This window comes from Flavobacterium sp. DG2-3 (genome assembly GCF_030730925.1).
Taxonomy (GTDB): Bacteria; Bacteroidota; Bacteroidia; order Flavobacteriales; family Flavobacteriaceae; genus Flavobacterium.
Map to the genome: position 1 here is coordinate 17,426 of NZ_JAVAMB010000015.1, position 26,399 is coordinate 43,824.

General features: G+C 33.9%; 24 protein-coding genes and 2 tRNA genes. 12 read left to right on the plus strand and 14 right to left on the minus strand.

The features are described from left to right. Positions 1 to 203 precede the first annotated feature (203 nt). Positions 204 to 419, plus strand: coding sequence for a hypothetical protein (locus tag Q9Q97_RS17795; RefSeq protein WP_008467260.1), 216 nt, complete (start codon positions 204 to 206; stop codon positions 417 to 419). Between the two features lie 123 nt (positions 420 to 542). Here Q9Q97_RS17795 and Q9Q97_RS17800 read toward each other — a convergent pair whose 3' ends face one another. The 4 genes from Q9Q97_RS17800 to mutS form a co-directional block, all read right to left on the minus strand. Next, positions 543 to 926, minus strand: coding sequence for a DUF1508 domain-containing protein (locus Q9Q97_RS17800; protein ID WP_306159557.1), 384 nt, complete (start codon positions 924 to 926; stop codon positions 543 to 545). 183 nt (positions 927 to 1,109) lie between these two features. Further along, a tRNA-Leu gene (locus Q9Q97_RS17805) sits at positions 1,110 to 1,195 on the minus strand. Positions 1,196 to 1,210: 15 nt separating this feature from the next. Then, a tRNA-Gly gene (locus tag Q9Q97_RS17810) sits at positions 1,211 to 1,283 on the minus strand. 162 nt (positions 1,284 to 1,445) lie between these two features. After that, a complete protein-coding gene (gene mutS, locus Q9Q97_RS17815; protein WP_306159559.1) occupies positions 1,446 to 4,052 on the minus strand; it encodes a DNA mismatch repair protein MutS in 2,607 nt (868 codons plus the stop codon). Between the two features lie 159 nt (positions 4,053 to 4,211). Here mutS and Q9Q97_RS17820 point away from each other — a divergent pair, with 159 nt between their 5' ends. The 4 genes from Q9Q97_RS17820 (at position 4,212) to Q9Q97_RS17835 (ending at position 8,844) form a co-directional block, all read left to right on the plus strand. Further along, positions 4,212 to 4,643 carry a DUF1573 domain-containing protein gene (locus tag Q9Q97_RS17820; protein WP_306159560.1) on the plus strand — a complete coding sequence of 144 codons (432 nt, stop codon included), beginning with the start codon at positions 4,212 to 4,214 and terminating at the stop codon, positions 4,641 to 4,643. A 74-nt stretch (positions 4,644 to 4,717) separates the two neighbouring features. Beyond that, entirely contained in the window at positions 4,718 to 5,260 is a 543-nt protein-coding gene (locus Q9Q97_RS17825; protein WP_306159562.1) for an RNA methyltransferase, read from the plus strand. Between the two features lie 106 nt (positions 5,261 to 5,366). After that, a complete protein-coding gene (locus tag Q9Q97_RS17830; protein WP_306159564.1) occupies positions 5,367 to 8,372 on the plus strand; it encodes a T9SS type B sorting domain-containing protein in 3,006 nt (1,001 codons plus the stop codon). A 118-nt stretch (positions 8,373 to 8,490) separates the two neighbouring features. Continuing rightward, complete coding sequence (locus Q9Q97_RS17835; protein ID WP_306159565.1) at positions 8,491 to 8,844, plus strand: MmcQ/YjbR family DNA-binding protein; 354 nt, start codon at positions 8,491 to 8,493, stop codon at positions 8,842 to 8,844. A 155-nt stretch (positions 8,845 to 8,999) separates the two neighbouring features. On the opposite strand, the gene folK is transcribed toward Q9Q97_RS17835, so the two are convergent. After that, entirely contained in the window at positions 9,000 to 10,136 is a 1,137-nt protein-coding gene (folK, locus tag Q9Q97_RS17840; RefSeq protein WP_306159567.1) for a 2-amino-4-hydroxy-6-hydroxymethyldihydropteridine diphosphokinase, read from the minus strand. 138 nt (positions 10,137 to 10,274) lie between these two features. Here folK and sppA point away from each other — a divergent pair, with 138 nt between their 5' ends. From sppA to Q9Q97_RS17855, 3 genes are all read left to right on the plus strand, one after another. Then, positions 10,275 to 12,032 (plus strand): signal peptide peptidase SppA, encoded by a 1,758-nt coding sequence (gene sppA, locus Q9Q97_RS17845; protein WP_306159570.1) that lies wholly within the window; start codon positions 10,275 to 10,277, stop codon positions 12,030 to 12,032. A 12-nt stretch (positions 12,033 to 12,044) separates the two neighbouring features. Continuing rightward, complete coding sequence (locus Q9Q97_RS17850; protein WP_306159572.1) at positions 12,045 to 12,992, plus strand: S9 family peptidase; 948 nt, start codon at positions 12,045 to 12,047, stop codon at positions 12,990 to 12,992. A gap of 167 nt (positions 12,993 to 13,159) precedes the next feature. Next, a complete protein-coding gene (locus Q9Q97_RS17855) occupies positions 13,160 to 15,763 on the plus strand; it encodes an AsmA-like C-terminal region-containing protein (protein ID WP_306159574.1) in 2,604 nt (867 codons plus the stop codon). Between the two features lie 130 nt (positions 15,764 to 15,893). Here Q9Q97_RS17855 and Q9Q97_RS17860 read toward each other — a convergent pair whose 3' ends face one another. Beyond that, complete coding sequence (locus Q9Q97_RS17860; RefSeq protein WP_306159576.1) at positions 15,894 to 16,940, minus strand: glycosyltransferase family 9 protein; 1,047 nt, start codon at positions 16,938 to 16,940, stop codon at positions 15,894 to 15,896. Positions 16,941 to 17,194: 254 nt separating this feature from the next. Next, entirely contained in the window at positions 17,195 to 17,989 is a 795-nt protein-coding gene (locus Q9Q97_RS17865) for a DUF2797 domain-containing protein (RefSeq protein ID WP_306159578.1), read from the minus strand. A 242-nt stretch (positions 17,990 to 18,231) separates the two neighbouring features. Here Q9Q97_RS17865 and Q9Q97_RS17870 point away from each other — a divergent pair, with 242 nt between their 5' ends. From Q9Q97_RS17870 to Q9Q97_RS17880, 3 genes are read left to right on the plus strand one after another with little or no spacing between them, the layout of a single operon-like run. Next, on the plus strand, positions 18,232 to 19,743 hold the full coding sequence (locus Q9Q97_RS17870) for a GH3 auxin-responsive promoter family protein (protein ID WP_306159580.1): 1,512 nt from the start codon (positions 18,232 to 18,234) through the stop codon (positions 19,741 to 19,743). Positions 19,744 to 19,798: 55 nt separating this feature from the next. Further along, positions 19,799 to 20,209, plus strand: coding sequence for a YbbC/YhhH family protein (locus Q9Q97_RS17875; protein WP_306159582.1), 411 nt, complete (start codon positions 19,799 to 19,801; stop codon positions 20,207 to 20,209). A gap of 10 nt (positions 20,210 to 20,219) precedes the next feature. Then, positions 20,220 to 20,462 carry a redox-active disulfide protein 2 gene (locus Q9Q97_RS17880; RefSeq protein ID WP_306159584.1) on the plus strand — a complete coding sequence of 81 codons (243 nt, stop codon included), beginning with the start codon at positions 20,220 to 20,222 and terminating at the stop codon, positions 20,460 to 20,462. 605 nt (positions 20,463 to 21,067) lie between these two features. Here Q9Q97_RS17880 and serB read toward each other — a convergent pair. The 7 genes from serB to Q9Q97_RS17915 all read right to left on the minus strand — a co-directional run bounded on the left by serB (position 21,068) and on the right by Q9Q97_RS17915 (position 25,268). Beyond that, a complete protein-coding gene (serB, locus tag Q9Q97_RS17885; protein ID WP_306159586.1) occupies positions 21,068 to 22,297 on the minus strand; it encodes a phosphoserine phosphatase SerB in 1,230 nt (409 codons plus the stop codon). Positions 22,298 to 22,453: 156 nt separating this feature from the next. After that, positions 22,454 to 22,888, minus strand: coding sequence for a VOC family protein (locus Q9Q97_RS17890; protein WP_306159588.1), 435 nt, complete (start codon positions 22,886 to 22,888; stop codon positions 22,454 to 22,456). A gap of 44 nt (positions 22,889 to 22,932) precedes the next feature. Continuing rightward, positions 22,933 to 23,370, minus strand: coding sequence for an SRPBCC domain-containing protein (locus tag Q9Q97_RS17895; protein ID WP_306159590.1), 438 nt, complete (start codon positions 23,368 to 23,370; stop codon positions 22,933 to 22,935). A 1-nt stretch (position 23,371) separates the two neighbouring features. Then, positions 23,372 to 23,782 (minus strand): VOC family protein, encoded by a 411-nt coding sequence (locus Q9Q97_RS17900; protein WP_306159591.1) that lies wholly within the window; start codon positions 23,780 to 23,782, stop codon positions 23,372 to 23,374. A 240-nt stretch (positions 23,783 to 24,022) separates the two neighbouring features. Further along, on the minus strand, positions 24,023 to 24,427 hold the full coding sequence (locus tag Q9Q97_RS17905) for an SRPBCC family protein (protein WP_306159593.1): 405 nt from the start codon (positions 24,425 to 24,427) through the stop codon (positions 24,023 to 24,025). A gap of 14 nt (positions 24,428 to 24,441) precedes the next feature. Continuing rightward, complete coding sequence (locus tag Q9Q97_RS17910) at positions 24,442 to 24,858, minus strand: SRPBCC domain-containing protein (RefSeq protein WP_306159595.1); 417 nt, start codon at positions 24,856 to 24,858, stop codon at positions 24,442 to 24,444. Then, positions 24,855 to 25,268, minus strand: a complete 414-nt coding sequence (locus Q9Q97_RS17915; RefSeq protein ID WP_306159597.1) for a VOC family protein — start codon at positions 25,266 to 25,268, stop codon at positions 24,855 to 24,857. Before Q9Q97_RS17915 ends, Q9Q97_RS17910 begins: the two co-directional genes overlap by 4 nt. A gap of 140 nt (positions 25,269 to 25,408) precedes the next feature. Between Q9Q97_RS17915 and Q9Q97_RS17920 the strand changes: the two genes are divergently transcribed. Then, positions 25,409 to 26,374 (plus strand): GlxA family transcriptional regulator, encoded by a 966-nt coding sequence (locus tag Q9Q97_RS17920; protein WP_306159599.1) that lies wholly within the window; start codon positions 25,409 to 25,411, stop codon positions 26,372 to 26,374. The last annotated feature ends 25 nt before the right edge of the window (positions 26,375 to 26,399 follow it).

Genomic DNA, 26,399 nt, shown 5'->3' on the forward strand with positions numbered 1-26,399 from the left:
TATAAAGAATATTTAATAAAAAATTATTTACGCGATAAATTAAATAATTTAAGAAATTTTTATAATTTTGGCATATTCTTTGATAAATAAGATAATCGTGAGTAAGGAAAATATTTTAAAAAAAAAGTGAAAAAATATTTTACATATTAAAAAATTTATATCTTTGCCACGAATTAATAATTAACCTTTTATAATAAAGTAAGATGAAAAAAGTATTTTTAAGTTTAGCTGTTGTTGCTGTATTAACTGTTGTATCTTGTAAAAAAGCTGACGCTGCTGCTGAAGCTCCTGCTGTAGATTCTACTGCTGTTGCTGTTGATTCAGCTGCTGCTGTTGTTGATTCTGCTGCTGCAACTGTTGATTCTGCTGCTGCTAAAGTTGATTCTGCTGCTGCTAAAGTAGAAGAAGTAAAAAAATAATTAGATCCTAAGTTCTAACGATTTTAAAACCATCTTTTAGATGGTTTTTTTTGTGATTAATTTTTCCACAATCACTATCACACACAAAAAAAGCGTCCGCAATTGCAGACGCTTTTTTTATTATTATTCAGCAGCCTCTTCCTCTTCTTCTTCAGACTCCTCATCTCCAAAAATTGATTCACTTGAAGAGAAATCTAAAATTTCCGACCTAGAAGAATAGGTTACAATTTCTTTTACTCCCTTCTGCAAAAGCAATTCCGTACTATATTTACGGCTCGTAGCAAAGTGCACCTCTCCCAACATCAATTTAAAAAAATACTTTCCTCCAGAACCTTTAAATTTTAAAAACTTAGCCTGATCGACATTCGCCTTGAACTTTTCAATATCTTCTTCACATTCAAACCTCAGCTCATAACTCAGGCTCGTAAAAATTACTTTTCCCCTTCTCGAAGTAAACGTAAATTTATATTCATCATTAAATCGCTTGCTAATTACAAAAGCACCCATTTATAAATTTTAGATTGTTGATTTTTTTTAAGATACTGAGCTACTAAGTACCTAAGTTCCTAAGCTCACCTAGTGCCAAAAATTCTCAAATCCTAAAAACCTTAGAACCTCAGAATCTTAGCACCTCAGAACCCCCAGCGTAGCCTAGAAACAAAAAAGCCTCTTCAAAAGAAGAGGCTTTAGTACTCAGAGCGGGACTTGAACCCGCACGAACATTGCTGTTCACTGGATTTTAAGTCCAGCGTGTCTACCAATTTCACCATCCGAGCATTGTATGGTTTTTGAGCGAAAAACGGGGCTCGAACCCGCGACCTCGACCTTGGCAAGGTCGCGCTCTACCAACTGAGCTATTTTCGCATTTTTCAAATTTTACTAAGAACTGCAACACTTGATTTGTTTCGTATTGCGAGTGCAAATTTAGGACATTTATTCAATTACACAAGCGTTTTTTCAAAAAAAAATCGACTTATTTTATAACTTTCTGATAACCTAAACTTTAAATTTGAAAATTATTTAAAATTATTTTTTAACCAACATTCTTTTAATCTCATTCAGTTTCATTAACGCTTCTACAGGCGTGATTGCATTAATATCGAGATTCAGAATTTCTTCTTTTATCTCTTCCAACAATGGATCATCCAAATTAAAGAAACTCATCTGCATTTCTTCGTTTGCCGATTTTATTCCGTTTAGAGCATCACTCGAATGATTCTTTTCTAATTTCTTCAACAGCTTTTGCGCTTTCGAAATAACCAATTGTGGCATTCCCGCCATTTTAGCCACGTGAATTCCGAAACTGTGCGCACTTCCTCCTTTTACCAGTTTTCTAACAAACAGAACAGTATCTTTTAGCTCTTTTACTGCCACATTGAAATTCTGAATTCTAGGCATCGATTCTGTCATTTCATTCAATTCATGATAATGCGTTGCAAAAAGCGTTTTTGCTCTTCCTGGATGTTCATGCAAGAATTCAGCAATTGCCCAAGCAATCGAGATTCCGTCATACGTACTGGTTCCTCTTCCAATCTCATCCAACAAGACTAAACTTCTATCTGAAATATTATTCAAAATAGAAGCCGTTTCGTTCATTTCGACCATAAATGTAGATTCGCCCATCGAGATGTTGTCTGAAGCTCCAACTCTGGTAAATATCTTATCTACAATTCCCATTCTAACACTATCAGCAGGGACAAAACTTCCCATTTGAGCCAAAAGCACAATCAAAGCTGTTTGCCTTAAAATTGCAGACTTACCCGACATGTTAGGTCCGGTGATCATAATAATTTGCTGTGTTTCTCTATCTAAAAAAACATCATTGGCAATATATGGCGTTCCAACAGGCAATTGCTTTTCGATTACAGGGTGTCTTCCGTTTTTGATATCCAATTCGAAAGTATCATCGATTTCTGGACATACATATTGGTTTTCAACAGCCATCTGCGTAAACGAACATAAGCAATCTAATTGTGCAATTAAATACGCATTCATTTGAACTGGTTTAATATAAGTTCCAATCCACGCTACTAATTGTTCAAAAAGCTCACTTTCTATTTTATAAATCTTTTCTTCTGCTCCTAAAATTTTAGTTTCGTATTCTTTTAATTCTTCAGTAATGTAGCGTTCCGCATTTACCAAAGTCTGTTTACGAATCCATTCTTCTGGAACTTTATCTTTATGTGTATTTCGAACTTCGATGTAATATCCGAAAACATTATTAAAAGAGATTTTCAACGAAGAAATACCTGTTCTTTCCGATTCTCTTTTTTCAATTCCTTCTAAAAATTCTTTTCCTGAAGTTGAAATCGCACGCAATTCATCCAACTCTTCATTAATCCCTTTTGCAATTGCATTTCCTTTTGAAATGGCAACAGGAGCATCCTGATTTAAAGTGGTTTTAATTTTTTCACGAAGCAGATCACAAGCATGCAAACTATCTCCGATTACTTTTACCGCTTCTTGTGGACTTTCAAGCGCCAATGTTTTAATTGGAATAATAGCATCTAAAGATTCCTTTAAATAAACAATTTCTCTTGGCGAAACTTTCCCTGCCGCAATTTTAGAAATCAATCGTTCCAAATCTGAAATCTGTTTAATCTGGTATTGAATATTATGCAGAATTTCAGGATTCGATTTTAAATACGCCACAACTTCATGTCGGCTTTTTACTTTGTTTGCATCCTTTAAAGGCAATGCCAGCCATCTTTTCAATAAACGCCCTCCCATTGGCGAAAGCGTTTTATCGATCACATCCAAAAGTGTAACCGCATTTGGATTATAGCTATGGTATAATTCTAAGTTTCGAATGGTAAAACGATCCATCCAAACGTAAGCATCTTCTGCAATACGCTGAATCGCCGTAATATGCTGTACGCGGTTATGTTGCGTTTCTGACAAATAATATAAAATTGCCCCAGAAGCAATAATTCCTTCCTTCAATTCTTCAACACCAAATCCTTTTAAGGAGTTCGTTTGAAAATGTTTGGTCAGCGTTTCAAGAGCATAATCTTCTTTATAAATCCAATCTTCTAGATAGAAACTATGAAAATCTTCTCCAAAAGCAGTTTTAAAATCATTCTTATTATTCTTAGGAACCAAAACCTCACTCGGATTGAAGTTCTGCAATAATTTATCGATGTATTCTGCATTTCCCTGTGCCGTTAAAAACTCTCCTGTAGAAACATCTAAAAATGAAATTCCGATATTTTTATTAGCAAAATAAACCGATGCTAAGAAGTTATTTGATTTTGACTGTAAAACCTCATCGTTCAAAGAAACCCCTGGAGTCACGAGTTCTGTCACTCCCCTTTTTACAATAGTTTTTGTCATTTTCGGATCTTCCAGCTGATCACAGATCGCTACACGAAGTCCTGCTTTTACCAACTTTGGCAAATAAGTGTTTACAGAATGATGCGGAAACCCAGCTAGCGCCGTTTCAGTATCAGATCCTGCTCCTCTTTTAGTTAATGTAATTCCTAAAATCTTTGAAGCTCTAATGGCATCTTCTCCAAATGTTTCATAAAAATCTCCTACTCTGAAAAGCAGACAGGCATCAGGATATTTAGCCTTGATCTCGTTGTACTGTTTCATTAAAGGTGTTTCCTTCACCACTTTTTCTTTAGCTGCCAAATTGTAATGTTTTAAATGAAAAAAATTAAGACAGCGAATTTATGATTTTTTAACGGCATATCGAAAGCTTCAAAAATTAAAATATTTTAAGATTTTTTTAGTTTACGGTTGGAGAATTTTACATAGCTTTGTTTATCATTTAAAAAAAGACCCTTAAAGATGAAAAAAATAATTTTATTCGCTATGTTGGCTGTAGCTGGTATCACAGCAACAAATGCACAAACAACTAAAAAAGCTAAAGCTACTAAAGCTGCAAAAGTTGAAGGAGCAGGTATGCTTTTCGAAACAGAAACTATTGATTACGGAACTATCGCTCACAATGCTGATGGAAAACGTGAGTTTGTTTTTGTTAACAACGGAACAAAACCATTAATCATTACTAACACTACAGGATCTTGCGGATGTACTGTTCCAACTACTCCAAAAGAACCAATTGCTCCAGGAGCTAAAGGTGTTATTGGTGTAAAATATGCTACTGACAGAGTTGGTGCTTTCACAAAAACGGTAACCGTAACTTCTAACGCAGAAGGACAGCCAACAAAAATCCTTACTATTAAAGGTACAGTTTTACCAGATCCAGTAAAAAGCTAATCTGAGAAACATTTAAAATAATCAAAAAGCTTCCTTATCTTTGGAAGCTTTTTTTATGACTTGAATTAAACACAATGAGAAAACTCGAAAACAGCGAACTAGACCGCAAATCAATTGAAGATTTCAAAAAATCGGAAAAAACCCCTTTAATATTAGTTTTAGACGATATTAGAAGTCTGCATAATATTGGTTCTGTATTTAGAACTGCTGATGCGTTTTTGATTGAAAAAATAATTTTATGCGGTATTACTGCAACTCCTCCAAACAAAGAAATTCATAAAACCGCTCTTGGCGCTACCGAAACTGTTGCTTGGGAACATCATGAAAATGTTTTGGAAGTTATTGAAAACTTAAAGAAAGAAAACGTACTGACGATGGCAATTGAACAAGTTGAAAGCTCCATTTTTCTTCAAGATTTTAAAATCGAAAAAGACCAAAAATATGCTTTAGTTTTCGGAAATGAAGTTTACGGCGTATCGCAAGAAGCTGTTGCTATCTGTGATGGATGTATTGAAATTCCGCAGCTTGGAACTAAACACTCTCTTAATATTTCTGTAAGCGCCGGAATTGTAGTTTGGGATTTGTTTCAAAAAATGAATTGGCCAAATAAAAATTAACACAGGTTTTTATTAAAAAAATGTGATTTTAAAATATTTTTCAGACTTAAAATGTTAGAAATGTAAAAATATTTTTTTGTTATTATAAAAGTGATACTTTTATAAAATGAAAAAACATTACTTTTTAAAAGCGTCTTTTTTATTCCCTTTACTGCTGTCCAGTTTTATTGGATTTGCACAACAATATACTCAAATTCCTGATCCTAATTTTGAACAAGCTTTAATCGATTTAAATATTGACAATGGCACTATTGATGGTCAAGTTCTTACCGCCAATGTTGTCAATGTAAAAATCTTAACAATTCCCGGCAGAAGCATTTCAAATTTAACTGGAATTGAATCTTTTACAAATTTAGAACAATTAGACTTGGGATTATCAGACAATAATAATCCCTATACCAATAACAGAATTACTTCTTTAGATCTTTCAAAAAATTTACTGCTTAGACATTTAGATTGTGGTTACAATGAGCTAACCACTCTTGATATTGCAAAAAATACGGCTTTAGAAACTTTATTTGTAGATCACAATAAAATAAGCAGTTTAGACGTATCTCAAAACTTGCTTTTACAAACGCTTTTTTGCCGTAATAATCTTCTAACTACTTTAGATGTTGGCAAAAATCTAGCCTTGATAGGTTTAAATTGTACTGCAAATCAAATAAGCTCTTTAGATTTGTCTAAAAATATTTTATTACGAGATTTAAGCTGTGCTTCTAACAACCTATCAAGCATTGATGTTTCTTCTAATGTTGACCTTAGTTATTTCAATATCCTTTCCAATCGTTTGACCTCACTAAATGTTACACAAAACACAAAATTGTTCGTTCTAAATTGCCGTTTCAATCAATTAACCAGTTTGGACATTTCTACCAATCGTAGTCTAATAAATTTTTGGTGTGATAATAACCAATTGACTTATCTGAATGTAAAAAATGGGCAAAACTCAAACCTTACTGCTGTTGACTTTAAAACCAATCCAGCTCTAACCTGCATTCTGGTAGATAACGAAAGTTATTCTAATGCCAACTGGGCATCTTATAGAGACAATACGTCTAGATATTCTACCGATTGCAGCAGGGTTGCTGCTACCGCGCCTCCTTCTATCAAAGCCAAAGGTGATCAATTATACTGTCCTCAAGGCACTATTAAAATTGTAGAAGATGTTAAAATAGACAATGATCCATCAGACACAGGAACTGAAGCCGTTTACATTCAAATTTCTTCTGGATATTCGAGTGGCCTTGACAAACTGGAACTTTCAAATCCTGCATCACACCCAAATATTACTACAAGCTGGGATGCAATAGCGGGAAAACTAACCTTATCAAGTCCTACAGGAGCAGATGTTTTATATTCAGATTTTGTCGCAGCCATTAAAGATGTTGTTTTTACCAATTCATCAGCTACAGCTTCTGGAATTCGAACATTTTCTATTACAATGGGTAAAGCAAATTATTTGCCGTCTACACAGCATTATTACGAATACGTTTCAAGTATTGGCATCACATGGACTGCGGCACGAGATGCAGCAGCGGCACGTACCTATTATGGACTTCAAGGATATTTAGCTACAATTTTATCTGCTGATGAAGCCAAATTAATTGGCGAACAAGCCTCTGGAACGGGATGGATTGGCGGAAGCGATGCCGAAACAGAAGGTGTTTGGAAATGGGTTACCGGACCAGAAACTGGAACTGTTTTTTGGAATGGAAACGCCAATGGCTCAACACCAAATTTTGCTTTTTGGAACAATGGCGAACCCAACCAGCAAGGCGAGGAAGATTATGCGCACATCACACAACCCGGCGTTGGAATAAGAGGTTCTTGGAATGATTTATCTAATACCGGTTCTTTAACTCCGGGTGATAACTATCAGCCAAAAGGATATATTGTAGAATATGGCGGAATGCCGGGTGAAGCTCCGTTAGAAATTGCTGCGAGTACTAAAATTACTATTCCTGTAGCAACACAACCTCTAATTCCTAGTGCAGTTTGCGATTCTGGAAGTTTTACTTTGAATTCAACAACAACTGCTGGAGCAACAATAAGATGGTTTGATGCTGCTATTGGCGGTAATTTATTGGCGACAGGCCCAAGCTACACTACTCCAATAATAACTGCAACCACAACTTACTATGTTGATGCTGGCTGCGAATCGAACCGCAAATTGGTAACGGCAACTGTAAATGCAACTCCCACTACTCCTATTGCAGAACAAGAGACCTATACAAATTGCGGCCCTGGTACTTTAACCATTAGAGCGACTTCAAATGTTGGTTCTATTAAATGGTATGATTCAGCAACTGCAACAACAAGTCTTTTTACAGGACCCGCTTTTACCACTCCAACAATTTCATCAAATACGACTTATTATGCTGAGGCTTCAAATAATGGATGCGTAAATCCGACTAGAATTCCAATAAACATTGTTATTTATACACCTCCAGCTGTTACAAATGAAACATTGCCTTTGTGCCAGTTTCAAACCAGAACATTAGACGCAGGAATTTCTGGCATGAGTTATTTATGGTCTAATGGCAAAACTACTCAAACTATAGATGTTACTGAAGGCGGAACCTATACTGTAGACGTTACAAGTCCTGAAAATTGTACGAGTACAAAAACTATTATTGTCGAAGAGCGCAAAGTTCCGCAAATTGCCCGTATAGACGTTGAAGGTACTAGAGCAATCATTTATCTTGTAAAAGCAGAAGATTATTTTGAATATTCTGTAGACGGTGTCAATTATCAAGATTCTAATGTGTTTTATGATGTTCCTGGAGGGCTTCAGACCGCTTATGCACGAGAAAAAAGCCGATGCGGAGAAGCTGAAAAACAATTTGTAGTACTAGTTTTTCCTCCATTTTTCACACCAAATAATGATACTTACAATGACAATTGGGAAGTAACTGGAATGGAAAATTACCCTCAGGCAGTTGTTACTATTTTTGATCGCTACGGAAAACTAGTAGCTCAATTAAGCCGTTTCAAAATGAGTTGGGATGGCACTTTAAATCAAATTCCGCTTCCAGCTTCCGATTATTGGTATGCATTAAAAGTCGATGATTCGATGCCTGTTTTAAGAGGACATTTTACTTTAAAAAGATAGTTTATCAATTATATAATGTGTCAATTAGAAAATTAGATAATACTTTGGATTTCTGCTTAAATTATCTAATTGACACATTGCCTAATCATCTAATTCTAAAAATTACTAAAAGCATAAAATGGATATAGAAATAATTCGAGAAATCTGCCAAAAATTAACTGGCACAACCGAAGATATTAAATGGGAGCATGATCTTGTGTTTTCAGTAGGCACTAAAATGTATTGTGTGGTAGGATTGGATCAAAATCCTACATCGGCTTCGTTTAAAGTTTTGGACGAAGAATTTGAAGAAATGAGCAATAAACCTGGATTTAAACCAGCGCCTTATGTTGCAAAATACAAATGGGTTTTAATTGATGATATTACACGAATGAAAAAGTCAGAATGGGAAAAATACATTCAGCAGTCTTACAATCTTGTTCAGGAGAAACTATCCGTAAAACTGAGAAAACAGCTTGGGATAATTAGCTAATTTGTCAAGTAGTCAATTAGTCAATTAGAAAATGAGATAATTTGACAATTTGATAATGGAAAAAATGTGTCGATTATATTATGAGGCAAAATGTTAGCTAGTTAATTTGCAACAAACTAAGAATTATCTAATTAACTAATTATCAAATTGGCACATTAACCAATTAACTTCTTCTGAATTTCATTCAAAATATAAAGATAATCTTCGTGTTTCTTTACAAAATCGCGATCCGAAACATCGATGATTAAAACATTCAAATCGGTTTGAGATTTTATATATTCTAAGTAGCCGTTATTGATTTTTTCTAAATAAACCGCTTCAATATTCTGTTCATAAACACGTCCGCGTTTTTTGATGTTTTGAAGAAGTCGATCTGTATTTTGGTACAAATAAATATACAAATCTGGTTTTGGCATTTCTTTGTAAATGATATCGAATAGATTTCTGTACAAACGATATTCATCTTCAGCAAGCGTTATTTTTGCAAAAATCAGCGATTTAAAAATATGATAATCGGCAACTATAAAATCTTTAAACAAATCAAACTGCGCCAAATCATCAGATAATTGCTGATAACGGTCGGCTAAAAAAGACATTTCTAAAGGAAATGCATATCGGTTTTGATCTTTGTAAAACTTTGGCAGAAACGGATTATCTGCAAATCTTTCCAAAACAGTTTTTCCATTAAAATCTTCCGCAATTTTATGTACTAAAGTTGTTTTTCCTGCGCCAATATTCCCTTCAAAAGAAACATAATTAAATCGGTTGAGCGGAATTTTATCAATCGGACTTTCTAAGCTTTGAACAACCGTACAAATACTTTCATCGGGAGTAACTGCAATCAGTTCTGAAATTGTTTTTTTTAAAATTGGATGTTCCCAATTTAGTTTTAAATCCCGCATAGGAAGCAGCACAAAATTCCTATTTTGCATTAGCGGATGCGGAACCTGAAGCTTTTCCGTATCAATTATTTCATCATCAAAAACAATCAAATCGACATCAATAATTCTGGATTGATATCCTACTTGATTCAAGCGAATTCTCCCTAATTCTTTTTCGACCTTTAAAATTTGATTGAGTATTTTATGAGCAGATAAATTGGTATGCAAAAGCAATGCACAATTATAAAAAGCATCACTTTCAAAACCCCAAGCAGGAGTTTCATAAAGTTTGGAAACTTGGATAACAGTACCAACATTTTGATGCAGTAAATCAATACAATTTTGAATGTTTTCTAGTCTGCTGCCTTGGTTGCTGCCTATCGATAAAACGACTTGATGCTGTAATTTCATAATTAATGCAAATTAACTAAAACTATTTTAGAATTAACCAATATATTTGTGAAACGACGTCTCAAATCCAATCAATAATTTAGATGTCTCGTTTGTAACAATTTGCTCTTTTTTGCTACTTATAAAAAAAATATACATATGAAGTTTTTAGGAAATGTAATTGCCACAGTTATTGGTATTTTTGTTTTTATCATGCTCTTCTTCTTTGGAGTAATCTTTCTTGGAGTTATTTTTGGCGGAGACGACACCGTTTCTCTTAAATCGGATTCGGTTATCGAATTGAATTTAAAAGAAATCAAAAACGATTACGCCGGAAAATATAAAGATCCTTGGGTTACTCGTTTTTCTGAGCAAAAAGGCATTGGCTTGACCGATGTCATTAACGCGATTGAAGCAGCTAAAACAGATGACAACATCAAAGGAATTTCGATCTTAAATGATGAATCTTCTCTTGGTCTTGCTCAATATAAAGATTTGAGAAATGCTTTGGAAAGCTTTAAAAAATCAGGAAAATTTGTTTGGGCTTACGCTAATACTTATTCTCAAAAAGAATATTATCTAAATTCTGTTGCCAACACCATTTATATAAATCCTGCTGGAGATCTTGATTTTAAAGGTCTTTCATCTGAGGTGATGTTTTTCAAAGATTTTCAGGACAAATCGGGAATCCGTATGGAAGTTATTCGCCACGGAAAATATAAAAGTGCCGTTGAGCCTTTCTTAGAAAATAAAATGAGCGATGCCAATAGAGAACAGATTACGGCTCTTTTAAACTCCATTTGGGCTACCGTTTCTAGCGATATTGCAAAAAGCAGAAATATTCCGCTTCCTAAATTGAACGAAATTGCCAATGGTCTTTTGGCAAGAACTCCAGAAATGGCAAAACAGCAGCATTTAGTCGATATTGTAGCTTATGAAGATGTTTACCATGACGCTATCAGAAAAGCGCTAAAAGTGGACAAAGACGAAGATTATAATAAAATTTCGATTGCAGATTATACTCAAAACTATGTAACGACTGCTTTGGCCAATTCGGCAACAGATCAGATTGCTATTATTTACGCTCAAGGCGAAATTGGTAGTGGCGAAGGAGATGTCAACACTATTGGCGAAGGTTCGATGCGACGCTCTCTGCAAGAAGCCAGAAAAAATGATGACGTAAAAGCCATCGTTCTTAGAATTGACAGTCCAGGCGGTAGCGCGCTAACTTCTGATTTAATTTGGAGAGAAATTGAAATTACCAAAAAAGTAAAACCAGTTGTAGTTTCTATGGGTAATTATGCTGCATCTGGCGGTTATTATATTGCTTGCAACGCCAATAAAATATTTGCTGAAAACAATACCATTACAGGATCTATTGGTGTTTTCGGAATGCTGCCAAACTTTAGTCCATTAGCCAATAAATTAGGAATCAATTCTGAGCAGGTTAAAACGCATGAGAATTCGGCAAACTACAGTCCGTTTGTACCAGTCGATGAAAAATTCAAAGCGTTCACTCTAGAAGGAGTTGAAAAAATCTACAACACTTTTGTAACTCATGTTGCAGAAGGCCGTAAAATGACTTTTACACAAGTTGATTCTATTGCGCAAGGAAGAGTTTGGTCAGGTTCAGAAGCGTTGAAAATTGGTTTAGTTGATAAAATCGGCGGATTGAATGATGCAATTGCTGAAGCTGCCAAAATAGCTAAAATAAAAAAATACAGCACTCAGAATTATCCTGAATACGAAAAAACATTAAACGACCTTATTTCTGGACTTCCTTTTGCAAAATCTAAAGAGGCTTTCATCAAAGAAGAAATCGGCGAAGAAAACTACCTTCTGATCGAGCAGGTTAAGAAATTCCAAAAACAAAAAGGAGTTCAAGCGATATTGCCTTACGGAATCAATATTTATTAATTGAATTGAAAAATGAATAAAGTAATTCTTTTTTTAACGGTTTTGTTTTGGAGTTTTATAAATGCTCAAGACAAAAAAGAAATCACTTATAAGGAAACGCCAGCTGTATTAAAAATAAATACCGATCAGATTTTTGGTACGCTGACAACGCCAGATTTGACAAAAAAATATCCTGTTGCTTTAATTATTGCTGGTTCTGGCCCAACGGACAGAAATGGAAATAATCCGATGATGAAAAACAATTCGTTAAAAATGCTGGCTGAAGCGTTGGCAAAAAACGGAATTGCATCATTGCGCTATGATAAAAGAGCGATTGGCGAAAGCAAAGCGGCAGGCGGATCTGAAAGCAGTCTTGTTTTTGAAAACTATATTCAAGACGCAAAAAGCTGGATTAATTACCTAAAACTAGACAAACGTTTTTCTAAAATAATCATAATTGGACATAGCGAAGGTTCTCTGATTGGAATGGTTGCGAGTGCAAAAGCCGATAAATTTGTTTCGATTGCAGGCGCAGGCGAGCCAGCTGATAAAATCTTAAAAACGCAGATTGGAGCAAAATCCATGAAACAGCTTAACGACTTGACTTTTCCTATTATCGATAGTTTAAAAAACGGATTTGAGGTAAAAAAAGTCGATCCGATGCTGAATTCTCTTTTCAGACCAAGTATTCAACCTTATTTGATTTCGTGGTTCAAATACAATCCGCAGACCGAAATACAAAAACTCACTATTCCGGTTTTAATCGCACAAGGAAACAATGATCTACAAATCGCGGTTAAAGATGCCGAAAATTTAAAACAGGCTAATAAAAATGCTGAATTGCAGATTATTGACAAGATGAATCATATTATGAAAATTATCGATGGCAATCAGGAAGACAATATAGCGAGCTACAATAACGAAACTCTTCCTATTTCTGAAGCATTAGTAGAAAAAATAGTTTCATTTATTCAGAAATAATAAAATAACACCTTAAAAAATCCGTTTTGATCTAATATCAGAGCGGATTTTTTTAATTCTTTAAAATAAAGTTAATTCTTACATTTTTAAGAAAACTTTATTTTGGACTCTTGCAAAAAAAACTATTTTTGTGGAGTCGATTTATGTAAACCCTCAAATCTATTAATATGCTAAAAAAAGTTTTAAAAATAAGTGCCATTGTACTTGTGGTATTTGTTGCGGCATTATTTGCCATTCCGTTTTTGTTTAAAGACCAAATCAAATCCAAAATTGTCGAGGCCATTAACGAAAGCGTTGATGCCAAAGTAAGTTTTACAGATGCTGATTTAAGTTTATTCAAGAATTTTCCAAATGCTACAGTTGGAATCGAGAAATTAGTTATCATAAACAAAGCTCCTTTTGAAGGTGATACATTAGTATCTCTGGGAGAGCTGAACTTAAAAATGAGCATTAAAGAACTTTTCAAAGGAAAAGAAGAACCTTTAAACATTCAGGGAATTAGCTCTACAAACGGATTAGTGAATATCATTTTTAATAAAGATGGTGTCGGAAACTTTGATATCGCTTTAAAAGATAAAAAAGAAGAAACAAAAAGCGAGGAAAGCAAACCGCTTGCTTTAAAAATTCAGAACTATAAAATTGAGAATTTTACTTTTAGATATATCGACCAAGGTTCTAAAATTAAAATGGTAATTGACAGTTTAAACCACGAAGGAACTGGAGATTTTACCAATTCTAAATTAGATTTAACTACAAAATCTACTGCAAAAGTTTCATTGGACATGGATAAAATGAATTACATGAAAAATGTGAAGCTAACGCTAGACGCTGTTCTTGGTATTGATTTAGAAAAGAGCAAATATACTTTCAAAGAAAATAAAGCTTTAATCAACCAATTGCCTTTAGAGTTTGACGGATTCATTCAAATGGCCGAAAAAGCTCAGATTTACGATTTAAAGTTTAAAACGCCTACTTCATCGTTTACCAATTTCTTAGGTTTAATTCCTTCTGCTTATTCTTCAAGCTTAGAGGGTGTAAAAACAACTGGAGATTTTACTGTAAACGGTTTTGCAAAAGGAGAACTTACAGATACAACTGTTCCTAAATTCAATATTGCAATTGCATCCAACAATGCTTCTTTCCAATATCCTAACCTTCCAAAATCGGTTCAGAATATTGTAATTGATACCAAAATCATCAACGAAACTGGAATTTTGAATGATACTTATGTTAACCTAGATAAGTTATCTTTTAGAATTGATCAGGATGTTTTTAACGCTAAAGCGAATATCAAAAACATAACTGTAAATCCAATTATTGATGCGGCTTTAAAAGGAACAATCAATTTGGCTAATCTTTCAAAAGCGTATCCTATCAAGATGGATAAACCTTTGGCGGGTATTCTTAAAGCTGATGTTACCACTAATTTTGATATGGCTTCTGTAGAAAAAAGCCAATACCAAAACATCAAAAATGCTGGTACAATGAGTTTGTCAGGATTTAAATATACTGACGAAAACAACAAATCGATGAACATTAGTACTGCATTAGTTCAATTTAATACAAGTACAATCAACTTAAAACAATTTGATGCTACAACTGGAAAAAGTGATATCAGCATAAATGGAGTTCTAGAGAATTTCTATGGTTTTATGTTTAAAAAACAAGAGCTTAAAGGAAACTTTAATATGAGTTCAAACCAATTGGCGGTTGATGATTTCATGACTTCTGGCGAACCTGCGAAAACAGAAACAAAAACTCCAGCAAAACCTGCTGAGGCAATGAAGATTCCTGCGTTCTTAAACTGTTCTTTAAATGCAAAAGCAACAACAGTTTTATATGATAATTTAAAACTAAAAGACGTTTCTGGAAGATTGCTTATTAAAGATGAAAAAGCGACTCTTGAAAACTTTAAAACCAATATTTTCGGAGGATCTATCGGTCTAAACGGAGCAGTTTCTACAAAAGAAAAAGTGCCGACTTTTGATATGAATTTAGGATTCAATCAAGTTGATATCGCACAAACTTTTACACAATTGGATATGATGAAAAAAATCGCTCCAATCGCGGGAATCATTAACGGAAAATTGAATTCGACCATCAAATTAAATGGTAATTTGGATGCAAAAGAATTAACTCCAGATTTGAAATCTATTTCTGGTGATTTGTTAGGTCAATTGTTATCGACTACTGTAAATGCAAAAAACTCAACTGTTTTAAATTCGTTGACTTCAAATGTTAAGTTTCTTGATTTGAACAAATTGAATTTAAATGATTTGAAAATGGCATTGACTTTTGATAACGGAAAAGTAAATGTAAAACCATTTGATATTAAATACCAAGATATTAAAGCTACGATTGGTGGAACGCACGGTTTTGACCAAACTATGAATTACACGCTTAAATTTGATGTTCCTGCTAAATATCTAGGTACTGAAGCTAATAATTTGATTGCGAAATTATCTCCTGCCGATGCTGCAAAACTGGACAATATTCCTATTAATGCTTCTTTGACTGGTAACTTTTCAAATCCTAAAATCAGTACAGACATGAAAGCGGCGGTGAGCAATTTGACTACACAATTGGTAAACCAGCAAAAAGAAAAACTGACTCAAAAAGGAACTTCAGCGCTTACAGATTTGATCAATAAAAACACAAAAGCAAAAGATACGACCCAAGCGGCTAAAACTGAAAAAGAGCAAAAAACTCAGGAAGTAACTAAAAAAGCCAGTGATTTATTGAATGGATTGTTTAAGAAGAAGAATCCCTAGTAAAAGCTACTAAGGTGCTAAGACACTAAGCTTCTAAGTTTTTAACTTTGAGAACTTAGGAGCTTAGCACCTTAGTAGCTTAGTCCCTTAAAAAGAAAAACCTGTTTTAAAAAACAGGTTTTTCTTTTTTTTATTTATCTAATATTTTGTGCATTGCTTTTATAAAATCTGGAACGGCTAAAGTATTGGTATCCAAGCCTACACTTCCATTTCCGTAAGGTTCGTATTTCTTCAAATTAGAAACCGAAAACAAACCTACTGTTGGAGCTTTTGAAGCACTTGACAAATGCATAATTCCGCTGTCTGCGCCAACAAAAACATCTACATTGGCCAATACAGAACCTATTTCCCGAACATCTTTACTGTAAAAAGTTGGCGCTTCGAAGTTTATTTGAGAAACATTTTCTACTGGCAAAACTTCAAAAATATTATCGTTTGGAAATTCTTTTTTCAAAGCTGTATAAAATTCTTCCCACCAAGAAACACAGTAACATTTTTCTCCTGTTGCGTAGGTAAAAATAGCAATCGTTCTTTTAGCTGGATCAATAATTTTATCTAAAATCTGTTTTCCGTTTGCAATTTCGGCATCAGATAATTTTAAATCCAAAAGTGCAATAGGATCATTTTTATCTTCTATTCCTACTTGGCTTAAAAAATATCTAAAGTTATAAACTGGATATTTTGCAATATGATCGTAATCTGGATATTCTAAGGTAACGCCTTCTGGAAGATTTCCAAAAAACTTATATTTTGCTGTCGAAAACTTTACTCCGAGCCTTCCCGAAGAAGAATTCTGATCGACATTTATAGCAATATCATAATTTTGATTTCTAATGAGCGTCCAAACCTTAAAGTATTTTACCAATTCTTTAAAAGGCTTTTTAGGCAGATGGATAATCTTATCGATGTTTTCGTATTCTTCAAAAACAATTGGCGCCAGCATTCCTTTTACGAACACATCGATTTTACAATCTGGAAAAATTTTACTCACTTCCTGAACTAGAGGCGTAATTAAAAGCATATTCCCTAATCGCCCATTAGGTCTGCAGATCAAGACTTTTTTAATTTTGCTCTTATCTATAGGCCCTGCATTACTAACTCCAGAATTTCCTATATTCTTAGTTAGATTTCGCATTAATGAACGCCTAAAAACATTAACTTTCTTTAAGTTACTCATTTAATAATTTGTTTTTTTTGAATTAAAAAACTTTAACCATATTCGGTTTGTGAATGTGTACACCAAACCAAATATAAGTTAAATTTTTCTTAAAAATAAATTATTTGAATAAAGTAAATATTATAGAATTGTAAAATATAGTATCAAAATTCACATCATTTATTCTAGAAAGTTGCCAAAATATAACCTTTATTTTAATTTTAAGATTATAATTATACCATTATAGGCCAAAAATAGACGAATGGGCTATAACTCTAGACGTCTATTGTAACCACGTAACCTTCTGAACCTCGAATATTGAAAACTGTTCCGTTTTCAAATAATAAATACTGCCCTTTTATTCCAGTCAATTTTCCTGTAAAAGAAGGCGTTTTATCTAGATTTAAACTATTCACTTTTGCCGGATAATTTAAAACTGGATATTGGAGTTCGTAAAGATCATTCTTTTGTGCATAAAAGTAATCTCTAACTTCTGCTGGAATCAAACTTTCTATTTTGGCTTTTTCTGCGATTAAATCAAAAGTCTCAACCGAATTCTGGAGCATTTTTCTCCAGTTAGTTTTGTCTGTATAATGATCTTTTAAAGCTACCTCTGTTATTCCTGCCAAATATCTATTCGGAACCTCAACGATTGCAATTGCCTGAGAAGCACCTTGATCGATCCAACGAGTTGGGACTTGCGTTTTGCGGGTTACTCCAACTTTTATTTCGCATGCCGAAGCCAAATATACAATGTGCGGCTGTAACTGTGCTTTCGATTCATATTCTAAATCTCGATCTGCAATTCCTAAATGCGCTGTACTCAATTCTGGTCTCATAATCCAATCTCCAACTGCCGGACTTGAATAAAAACATTCGTAACAAAAACCTTGACGGTATATTTTTTTCTTTTTACCGCAATTCAAGCATTGACAGCCCACAAAATTGATTTCAATTTCTTTGTCTAATAACTGATTAACATTTAAGAAACTATCCTCGAAAACTAAATAGTATTGAATTGGGCTTCCAAATTCAGTTTGCATTTTTGTCAGTACACCTTGATATTGCATTCGTTTTTTTATTTATAATTGCTGATTTAGACTTATCAAAAGATTTAAAGTTTTTTGTGTTAAAATTCGACTTATTAGGTAGAATCTTTACTTCAAATAGAATTGTTTTTTACAAAAAAACATTATTTTTGATATGAAGACAAAGTTACTATTTGTCTCTCGATATTCAAATTTTAAGTTTTTTTGTTTTACACAGATTGTAAGATTAAAAACCTAAAATCAGTTAACTAAAAACCAGATTCATGCCTTTATCAATTATCAATTCGTTTGCATCTTGGGTCCTAAAACAAAGGATTCATCAAATAGAGCTTTTTTTAAAATATCCTAATGAAGTTCAGGAAGAATTATTGCACAACTTATTGATGGCGTCTGAAAATACGGTTATTGGTAAACAATATGAATTTTCGACTATTAACTCTTATCAGACTTTTGCAGAAAGAGTTCCGATTGCAACTTACGAAGAATTACAGCCTCTAATTGAGCGTACTCGTTTGGGCGAGCAAAATGTTTTTTGGGAAACCCCAATTAAATGGTTTGCCAAATCGAGCGGTACCACAAATGCCAAAAGTAAATTTATTCCGGTAAGTAACGAAGCGCTTGAAGATTGCCATTATAAAGGAAGTAAAGATTTGTTATGCCTTTATCTGAATAATAACGAAGATTCTGAATTGTTTTTGGGAAAAAGTCTTCGCTTAGGCGGAAGTTCTCAAATTTACGAAAACAACAATACTTTCTTTGGAGATTTGTCGGCTATTCTGATTGAAAATATGCCAATGTGGGCAGAATTTAGCAGCACACCAAGCAGCAAAACTTCGCTGATGAGCGAATGGGAGACTAAAATGGCTGCCATTATCAATGAAACTAAAAACGAAAACGTAACGAGTTTTGCTGGTGTTCCGTCTTGGATGTTGGTGTTGATGAATAGAGTATTGGAAAATACAGGAAAACAGAATTTATTCGAACTTTGGCCCAACCTAGAAGTTTATTTTCATGGCGGTGTGAGTTTTTCTCCATACAAAGAACAATACAAAAATATTCTGCCAAGCAAAGATTTTAGATATTACGAAATATACAATGCTTCTGAAGGTTTTTTTGCTATTCAGGATTTGAATAATTCAAGCGACTTATTGCTGATGCTCGATTACGGAATTTTCTACGAATTTATTCCGATGGACACTTTTGGAACTCCAAACCAAAAAGTGATTCGTCTGGCTGATGTCGAATTGAATAAAAACTACGCAATTGTTATTACGACCAATTCTGGTTTGTGGCGTTATTTGATTGGAGATACAGTTCGTTTTACTTCTTTAAATCCGTATAGAATTAGAGTTACAGGAAGAACGAAACACCATATTAATGTTTTTGGCGAAGAATTAATGGTCGAAAATACCGATCAGGCTATTGCTAAAGCGTGCCAGGTTACACAAACTGAAGTGATTGATTATACGGTTGCTCCTATTTTTATGCAAGACAAAGAAAAAGGCGCTCACGAATGGATGATTGAATTTAAAAAACATCCCGCTGATGTTGGCCTTTTCCAAAAAGTTCTGGATGAAACTTTGCAAACTTTAAACTCAGACTACGAAGCAAAACGCTACAACAATATGACTTTAAACCCTTTGGTGATTAATGTTGCGAGGGAAAACCTTTTTTATGATTGGTTAAAGGAAAGGGATAAATTGGGCGGACAGCATAAGATTCCTAGACTTTCAAATCAGAGGGATTATTTGGAGCAGTTGAAGGAAATGTGTTGATTTTTTTTCCGCCACGAATTCACGAATTTTCAATTATTAAAATTAATTAATGATCTTGACTTCAACAACATTCAATAAACAACTTAATTCTTTAAAAAAACTAATCTTATTATTTTTGATTTTTAATATTTATAGTTGTTCCGAAGTTACTCACATAAAACTAGGAAAAGAAAATGCAATAAATGAATTAAAAGGAGCACTTAATGGCGGTTCACAACATAATGTTGTTGATTATAAAGAGCTATTAATAAAAAACGAAAAAACAGCAATCCAAATTGCAGAGCCTATTCTATTTGAAATTTACGGAGAATCTCATATTAAAGACCAAAAACCTTATGAAGTCAATTTAATTGACAATTATTGGGTAATTAATGGAACTTTACGAATTGGAATGCTTGGCGGTACTTTTGTAATTATTATTGACGCCAGAAATTCCAAAGTTTTAAAGATTAGTCATTATAAATAAAATTATAAAAATGAAAACAACGAAATTTAGCGAAATGACAACAGAAGAACTGATTAAAAATCAGAAGACTTTGAAGACGGTTAATGCTATTTTTGCCGTTGTATTATTTATGTTGTTTGCACTTAATATTTTCATTGTTTTTATGAAAGGTTTCAGCGCTATGAATGTTGTTCCAATTGCATTGCTTCCAATTCTGATTTTAAATATTAGAAATTTAAAAGAAATGAAAAGAGAATTGGAATCTCGAGAATAAAATAGTCCTATAAAAAAATATAAATTGCCACTAGCTTTAGATAGTGGTTCTAAAAAGACTCTTTGAAGGCTTTAGCCAAACCTGTTAAACATTTGGCTAAAGCCTTTTTTTGTTTTCTTCCTGTACCTCCAGCTAAAGCTGGAGGCAATTCATATTTTTCATTAGTCTTTAAAAACGGAAATTCCACTAAACCCGCATGAGGGATAGAAGTGGAAATCCTTTTGTGCCGGGGTTCGGCACAAAAGATTGGAACGGATAGCCCGACCCGCCTTTTTCTGGCGGGGCATGCCCAAATAAAAAACCTCAGCTCTTTTTTGATGAAAGACTGAGGTTTTATTTTTTATTATGATTGTCGTCCTTCGACTTCGCTCAGGATGACATATCTAGTTTGAAAAACTTAGCGACTTTGCGTCTTTGCGAGATTAATTTAAGTGACTAGAGTGTCTTTTTGCTCGCAAAGGCGCGGAGGCGCAAAGATTTAATTATAAGTTTTATCAATCTTTGTCGAGTTTCTTGTGGAGATTTGCTTCGCCTGTTCGCTATCGCTCGGGTCTCCTTCGTCGAAATTGACAAAAATATGGTGAATTCTTAGAATGACAATTGCATTACATCATATCGATATAGCGATCGTGATATCCTAAAAGGTACAAAACACCGTCGAGACCTAAACTTGAAATAGATGTTGAAGCACTTTCTTTTACTTTTGGTTTGGCATGGAAAGCTATTCCTAGACCTGCTAGGTTTAGCATTGGCAAATCGTTTGCTCCGTCTCCAACTGCTATGGTCTGGTTGATGTGGATTCCTTCTTTTTCGGCAATTGCTTTTAAGTGTTCGGCTTTCTTTTGTCCATCTACAATGTCGCCGATATATTTTCCGGTTAGTTTACCGTCTTTTATTTCTAACTGATTGGCATGAACATAATCTATTCCTAATTCTTTTTGAAGATATTCTCCGAAATAGGTAAATCCTCCAGAAAGAATTGCGGTTTTATATCCGTAATATTTTAAGGCTTTCATTAAACGATGTGCTCCTTGTGTTATTGGCAAGTTGATAGCAACGTTTTGCAATACTTCTTCGCTCAATCCTTCAAGCAAGGCCATGCGCTGTTTGAAACTTTCGTTGAAATCAATTTCTCCGTTCATAGCCGATTCTGTAATGGCTCGAACTTGATCTCCTACTCCATTTAGTTCTGCCAATTCGTCGATTACTTCGGTTTGAATTAAAGTCGAATCCATATCGAAGCAAACCAAACGGCGATTTCTTCTGTAGATATTGTCTTCTTGAAAAGAAATATCAACGTTTAGCGTTCTAGAAATTTCCATAAAACTGGCCGTCATGATAATCTTGTTTACAATTTCGCCCGTTACAGACAATTGAATGCAAGAACGCGGATATTCTTCTTTTTCGACGATAGAAGTTCTCCCTGTCAATCGGATAATAGAATCGATATTTAGATTTTGATCTGACATAATTTTGGTTACTGCCGCCAATTGTGAAGCCGCCAGTTTTTCGCCCAAAATATTGATAATGTAACGTTGTTTAGATTGTGATTTTACCCATGTTTCATAATCTTCTATAGAAATCGGAATAAATTTTACTTTAATTTCCAGTTCGTAAGCTTTGAACAGAAGATCTTTTAAAACTGGCGCTGAAGAAGACCCAGCAGCAATTTCGAACAAAATTCCCAAAGAAAGTGTGTCATGGATATCGGCTTGACCGATATCTAAAATATTAGCATCGTATGCCGCTAAAACTGCGGTTAAGCCTGCTGTAACTCCAATTTTATCGTGTCCTGAAACTTTTAATAAAATTATTTCTTTATCTTCTGCTGCCATTTTTCTTTCTTGAATTTGAAGCGACAAAAATCGGCAATCTCTAGTTGATAAAAAAGAATAATCTTTGTTTTTTTGAAAAGAAAAAGCACATATCAATGTGCTTTTTCAAGTAATTTAACAATTATCTTTTATTATTAAGATAACATAACTTTTTGATTATTTCATTGGTTCATTTTTATCAAAATTGACCATCCAGTTGATGCCGAACTTATCTTTGAACATTCCGAAATAAGCTCCCCAGAAAGTATCTGCCAGTGGCATTTCTACATGTCCTCCAGCCGAAAGTCCGTTGAAAATTCGGTCTGCTTCTTCTGTGCTTTCTGCATTGATAGAAATAGAGAAATTATCTCCAAAACCTACGTCTCCGTATCTTGGATGCGTGTCGCTTCCCATTAAAATGGTATTCCCAATTGGAAGCGATACGTGCATAATTCGATTTAAAGCTTCTTCTGAAAGTACTTCTCCTTCTTCTGCAGGCGCATCTTTGAATTTTCCGATATACGGAAATTCTCCGCCAAAAACTGATTTATAAAATAGGAATGCTTCTTCGCATGTCCCGTTAAACATTAAATATGGGTTTACTGCTGCCATGATGTTTTTTATTGTTTGTTGTTTCTAGTCCTTAACACTGAGAACTAATTCTCTGCTAACTCTTTAATCGTTTCCAATCCTTTTGGGAAAGCTTCTTTGAAGAAATCTATATGTTTTTCGATTACGTCAACTTCTACGTGAAGATCAACTACATCTCCTTTTTGAATTAATCTGTAGGTTTCCATTGCTCCTATCCATTTTTTCGTTTCTTCATTTGGCGGAACTTCTTTAAAATCTTTAAGCTCGCCCATATGTTTAAACGCCATGTATTCGTTCGGAATTTTAGTTTCAATTATACTGTTCATTCCCTCTCCGCCAGACCCTAAAAAATAAATTTTATCGCCTTCGTTCCAATTCGTTTGCACGTAACTTTCTCCACAAAAAGAGCTTGTCCACTTTCTGTAGTTTGCGTCGTCCCATAAGACTTTCCAAATCTTCTCTTTGGAAGCCTTTACATCGATGTTAAATACTAATTTTTCCATATTAACCGGGTAATTTACTAAAGTCCATAAATAAAACATTCCAACGATGACCATCCAAATCGGCAAAACCGCAGCCATACATCCATCCTTGACTTTCTGCAGGAGGCGAAAAAACAGTTCCGCCAGCTTCTTTGACTTTTTCTGCTAATTCATCTACTTCTTCTCTGCTTTCTGCATCGATCGAAATCAAGACTTCAGAACTTGATTTTGTATCGGTGAGATTGTGCTGAGAAAAACTTGAAAAAAGCATTTCTTCAAAAAGCATTACTACAAAATGCCCTTCTCCTACAATCATGCACGTCGAACTTGGCGTATCATGCTGTTCATTAAACGAAAAACCTATTTTCCAGAAAAAATCTTTCGCTTTTGCTACGTCCTTTACAGGAAGATTCAACCATATTTGTTTTGTCATTTTTTGTTTTTTTTTGTTGGGTTAGATATTTTTTCTTCTTTTTTTTAAACCATATAAGTTATGTAAGTAAATTTTAAATGTAAATCTTTTAACTTTTGTGAATACATTTTGCCACGAAGGCACTAAGACGCTAAGTTTTTATTTTTTGCTTAACGATAAAATCCTTCACTTTTACCGCATCGCATTAAATCTTTGTTGCTTTGTCACTTTGCAACTTTGTAACTTCTGAAGACTTTGAATCTAATTTTGCTCAACATAAGACTTAAAATTATCCAAAATGGCCTGCCAGCCAGCGCGCTGCATTTCTTCTGGATTTTGAGTTTCTGGATCGAAGCTTTCAATTATTTCAACACCATTTGGAGTTTCTGTGAACGTAATTTCAACCTTTCTTCCGTCTGCCATCACATAAGAAATTGCTTGGTTTGTTTTTACCAGAGTAAATTCGCCTTCAAAATCAAAACTCATGCTTCCGTCTTTTGCTGCCATAGTCGATTTGAATTTGCCCCCTTCTCTTAAATCAACTTCTGCATAAGGTGTGTGCCAATCTGGAGAAGCAAAGCTCCATTTTGTAATATGTTCTGGTGTATTCCAAAAATTCCAAACTTTGTCTAGAGATGCATTAACGGTTGTTTGTATTGTGATCATTTTTATTTTTTTAGTTAATTATTGTTCTTAATATGTTCAGCATAGATCTTAAAATTATCTATTACTGTCTGACACCATTGTTTCTGCATATCTTCTGAATCCTGAAGATTGGGTTCAAATATTTCAGTAAGTTTTACGTTGCCATTATGCTCTTCAAAGAGAATAGTTCCTTTTCTATTATCAGAAAGCATATATTCAATTAAAGAAAGAACTTTTATCTCTGTATATATTCCTTCAAAATCGAATGTTGCACTTTTATCTTTTGCCTGCATGGTATATTTAAATTGACCATTGATTTTTAAATCATTTTCTGCCGCAATTGTGTGCCATTCTTCTGATGGATAATTCCAATTTACAATATGTTCTGGCAAAGTCCATAATTCCCAAACCTTTGCAATTGATGCATTTATTATGCATTGTACCGAAATCATTCTGGATTATTTGGAATATTATTCTCATCCATATAAAACACTTCCCAATGATGTCCGTCTATATCCAGAAAAGTTCTTTGATACATCCAGCCATAATCTTGTGACTGGTTGTAATCAGTTCCTCCTGCCTTAACGGCCTTCTCCATAATTTCGTCCACCTTTTCACGACTTTCTACAGAAATCGCAATAAGAACTTCGCTTGTTGTTTTTGTGTCGCAAATTTGCTTTTTTGTAAAAGTCTGATAAAACTCTTCTACCAAAAGCATAGCGTTAATATTTTCTCCTATTTCTAAACAGGTTCCTTTTTCGTTAGTAAATTTTTCATTGAATGAAAAACCTAACTGTGTAAAAAAATCAATTGAACGTTTTAAATCTTTTACGGCAAGATTTAAGAATATTTTTGTTTTCATCTTTATAAAATTACGAATTAATTAAAACAAATTTAAAATATTAAGATTAGTTAAAATGTCAATAAAAGTCATTTTTAGGGGCATTTAAGACAATTTACTTATTTTTGTATAAACTGAACCTCCAAAAAACTATAAATATCATGAGCAAGAAATTAGGTTTAATCGTACCTCACGACTATAAATTATTAAGTATAGCAGCGATATTAGAAGTATTTGAAACCGCAAACAAACTTACCTCGGGAAACGAAAAACCATTTGAAATAATGATTTTTCAATCGCAAGAACAAGCCGATCAAGGAAATTTATTTGGATATAAAAGCAATGCTATTGAGTCTTCAGATAGTATTTTAGATTTAATTTTAATTCCCGCTTTTACTACCGACAATATGAGCGAGATGATTAAAAAGAATAAAAATTTTATTCCCTGGCTGAAAAAACAACATCAAGCTGGAGCTGAATTAGCCAGTTTTTGTACAGGAGCTTTTTTGTTTGCTGCGTCAGGTTTGCTAAACGAAAAATTAGCTACCACGCATGTAGATGCTTGCAGTGCTTTTACAAAAGCTTTCCCGATGGTCAAATTAAAACCTGAAGAGACTTTAACTGCTGACGGAAGTTTGTACACAAGCGGAGGCTCGACCTCTACCTTTCACCTATTGATACTTTTAGTCCAGAAATTCTGTGGTAACGAAATGGCGGTAAAAATCGCTAAAATATTTTCGATAGATTTAAATCGATACAAACAAAGCTATTTTAGCACTTTCAGGCCTAATCATTTACACAATGACACTTTGGTTGCCATGTTACAGCAAAAAATAGAAAGTCAGTATCATACAATTGAAAAACTGGAAGAAATTACCAAAGATATTCCGACCAGTGCAAGAAACATGACACGACGTTTTAAACAAGTAACGGGAATTCCGCCAATTGAATATCTTCAGAATATTAGAGTAGAAAGCTCCAAGAAATATTTGGAACAAACCCAACTTTCGATTTCAGAAATCATAGAAAAAACGGGGTATAACGATCCGAAAGCTTTTAGGAAAGTGTTTTATAAAATGGTCGGAATGAAACCTATTGAATATCGAGAGAAGTTTAGGGTTCAATAAAAAAAGTTGGTTTTGTTAAAAATTT

Bases quoted from the DNA above. Each gene is read 5' to 3' on its own strand.
- Q9Q97_RS17795 (WP_008467260.1), top strand. From the start codon at position 204: ATGAAAAAAGTATTTTTAAGTTTAGCTGTTGTTGCTGTATTAACTGTT.
- Q9Q97_RS17800 (WP_306159557.1), bottom strand. From the start codon at position 926: ATGGGTGCTTTTGTAATTAGCAAGCGATTTAATGATGAATATAAATTT.
- Q9Q97_RS17820 (WP_306159560.1), top strand. From the start codon at position 4,212: ATGAAAAAAATAATTTTATTCGCTATGTTGGCTGTAGCTGGTATCACA.
- Q9Q97_RS17825 (WP_306159562.1), top strand. From the start codon at position 4,718: ATGAGAAAACTCGAAAACAGCGAACTAGACCGCAAATCAATTGAAGAT.
- Q9Q97_RS17830 (WP_306159564.1), top strand. From the start codon at position 5,367: ATGAAAAAACATTACTTTTTAAAAGCGTCTTTTTTATTCCCTTTACTG.
- Q9Q97_RS17835 (WP_306159565.1), top strand. From the start codon at position 8,491: ATGGATATAGAAATAATTCGAGAAATCTGCCAAAAATTAACTGGCACA.
- folK (WP_306159567.1), bottom strand. From the start codon at position 10,136: ATGAAATTACAGCATCAAGTCGTTTTATCGATAGGCAGCAACCAAGGC.
- sppA (WP_306159570.1), top strand. From the start codon at position 10,275: ATGAAGTTTTTAGGAAATGTAATTGCCACAGTTATTGGTATTTTTGTT.
- Q9Q97_RS17850 (WP_306159572.1), top strand. From the start codon at position 12,045: ATGAATAAAGTAATTCTTTTTTTAACGGTTTTGTTTTGGAGTTTTATA.
- Q9Q97_RS17855 (WP_306159574.1), top strand. From the start codon at position 13,160: ATGCTAAAAAAAGTTTTAAAAATAAGTGCCATTGTACTTGTGGTATTT.
- Q9Q97_RS17860 (WP_306159576.1), bottom strand. From the start codon at position 16,940: ATGAGTAACTTAAAGAAAGTTAATGTTTTTAGGCGTTCATTAATGCGA.
- Q9Q97_RS17865 (WP_306159578.1), bottom strand. From the start codon at position 17,989: ATGCAATATCAAGGTGTACTGACAAAAATGCAAACTGAATTTGGAAGC.
- Q9Q97_RS17870 (WP_306159580.1), top strand. From the start codon at position 18,232: ATGCCTTTATCAATTATCAATTCGTTTGCATCTTGGGTCCTAAAACAA.
- Q9Q97_RS17880 (WP_306159584.1), top strand. From the start codon at position 20,220: ATGAAAACAACGAAATTTAGCGAAATGACAACAGAAGAACTGATTAAA.
- serB (WP_306159586.1), bottom strand. From the start codon at position 22,297: ATGGCAGCAGAAGATAAAGAAATAATTTTATTAAAAGTTTCAGGACAC.
- Q9Q97_RS17890 (WP_306159588.1), bottom strand. From the start codon at position 22,888: ATGGCAGCAGTAAACCCATATTTAATGTTTAACGGGACATGCGAAGAA.
- Q9Q97_RS17895 (WP_306159590.1), bottom strand. From the start codon at position 23,370: ATGGAAAAATTAGTATTTAACATCGATGTAAAGGCTTCCAAAGAGAAG.
- Q9Q97_RS17900 (WP_306159591.1), bottom strand. From the start codon at position 23,782: ATGACAAAACAAATATGGTTGAATCTTCCTGTAAAGGACGTAGCAAAA.
- Q9Q97_RS17905 (WP_306159593.1), bottom strand. From the start codon at position 24,427: ATGATCACAATACAAACAACCGTTAATGCATCTCTAGACAAAGTTTGG.
- Q9Q97_RS17910 (WP_306159595.1), bottom strand. From the start codon at position 24,858: ATGATTTCGGTACAATGCATAATAAATGCATCAATTGCAAAGGTTTGG.
- Q9Q97_RS17915 (WP_306159597.1), bottom strand. From the start codon at position 25,268: ATGAAAACAAAAATATTCTTAAATCTTGCCGTAAAAGATTTAAAACGT.
- Q9Q97_RS17920 (WP_306159599.1), top strand. From the start codon at position 25,409: ATGAGCAAGAAATTAGGTTTAATCGTACCTCACGACTATAAATTATTA.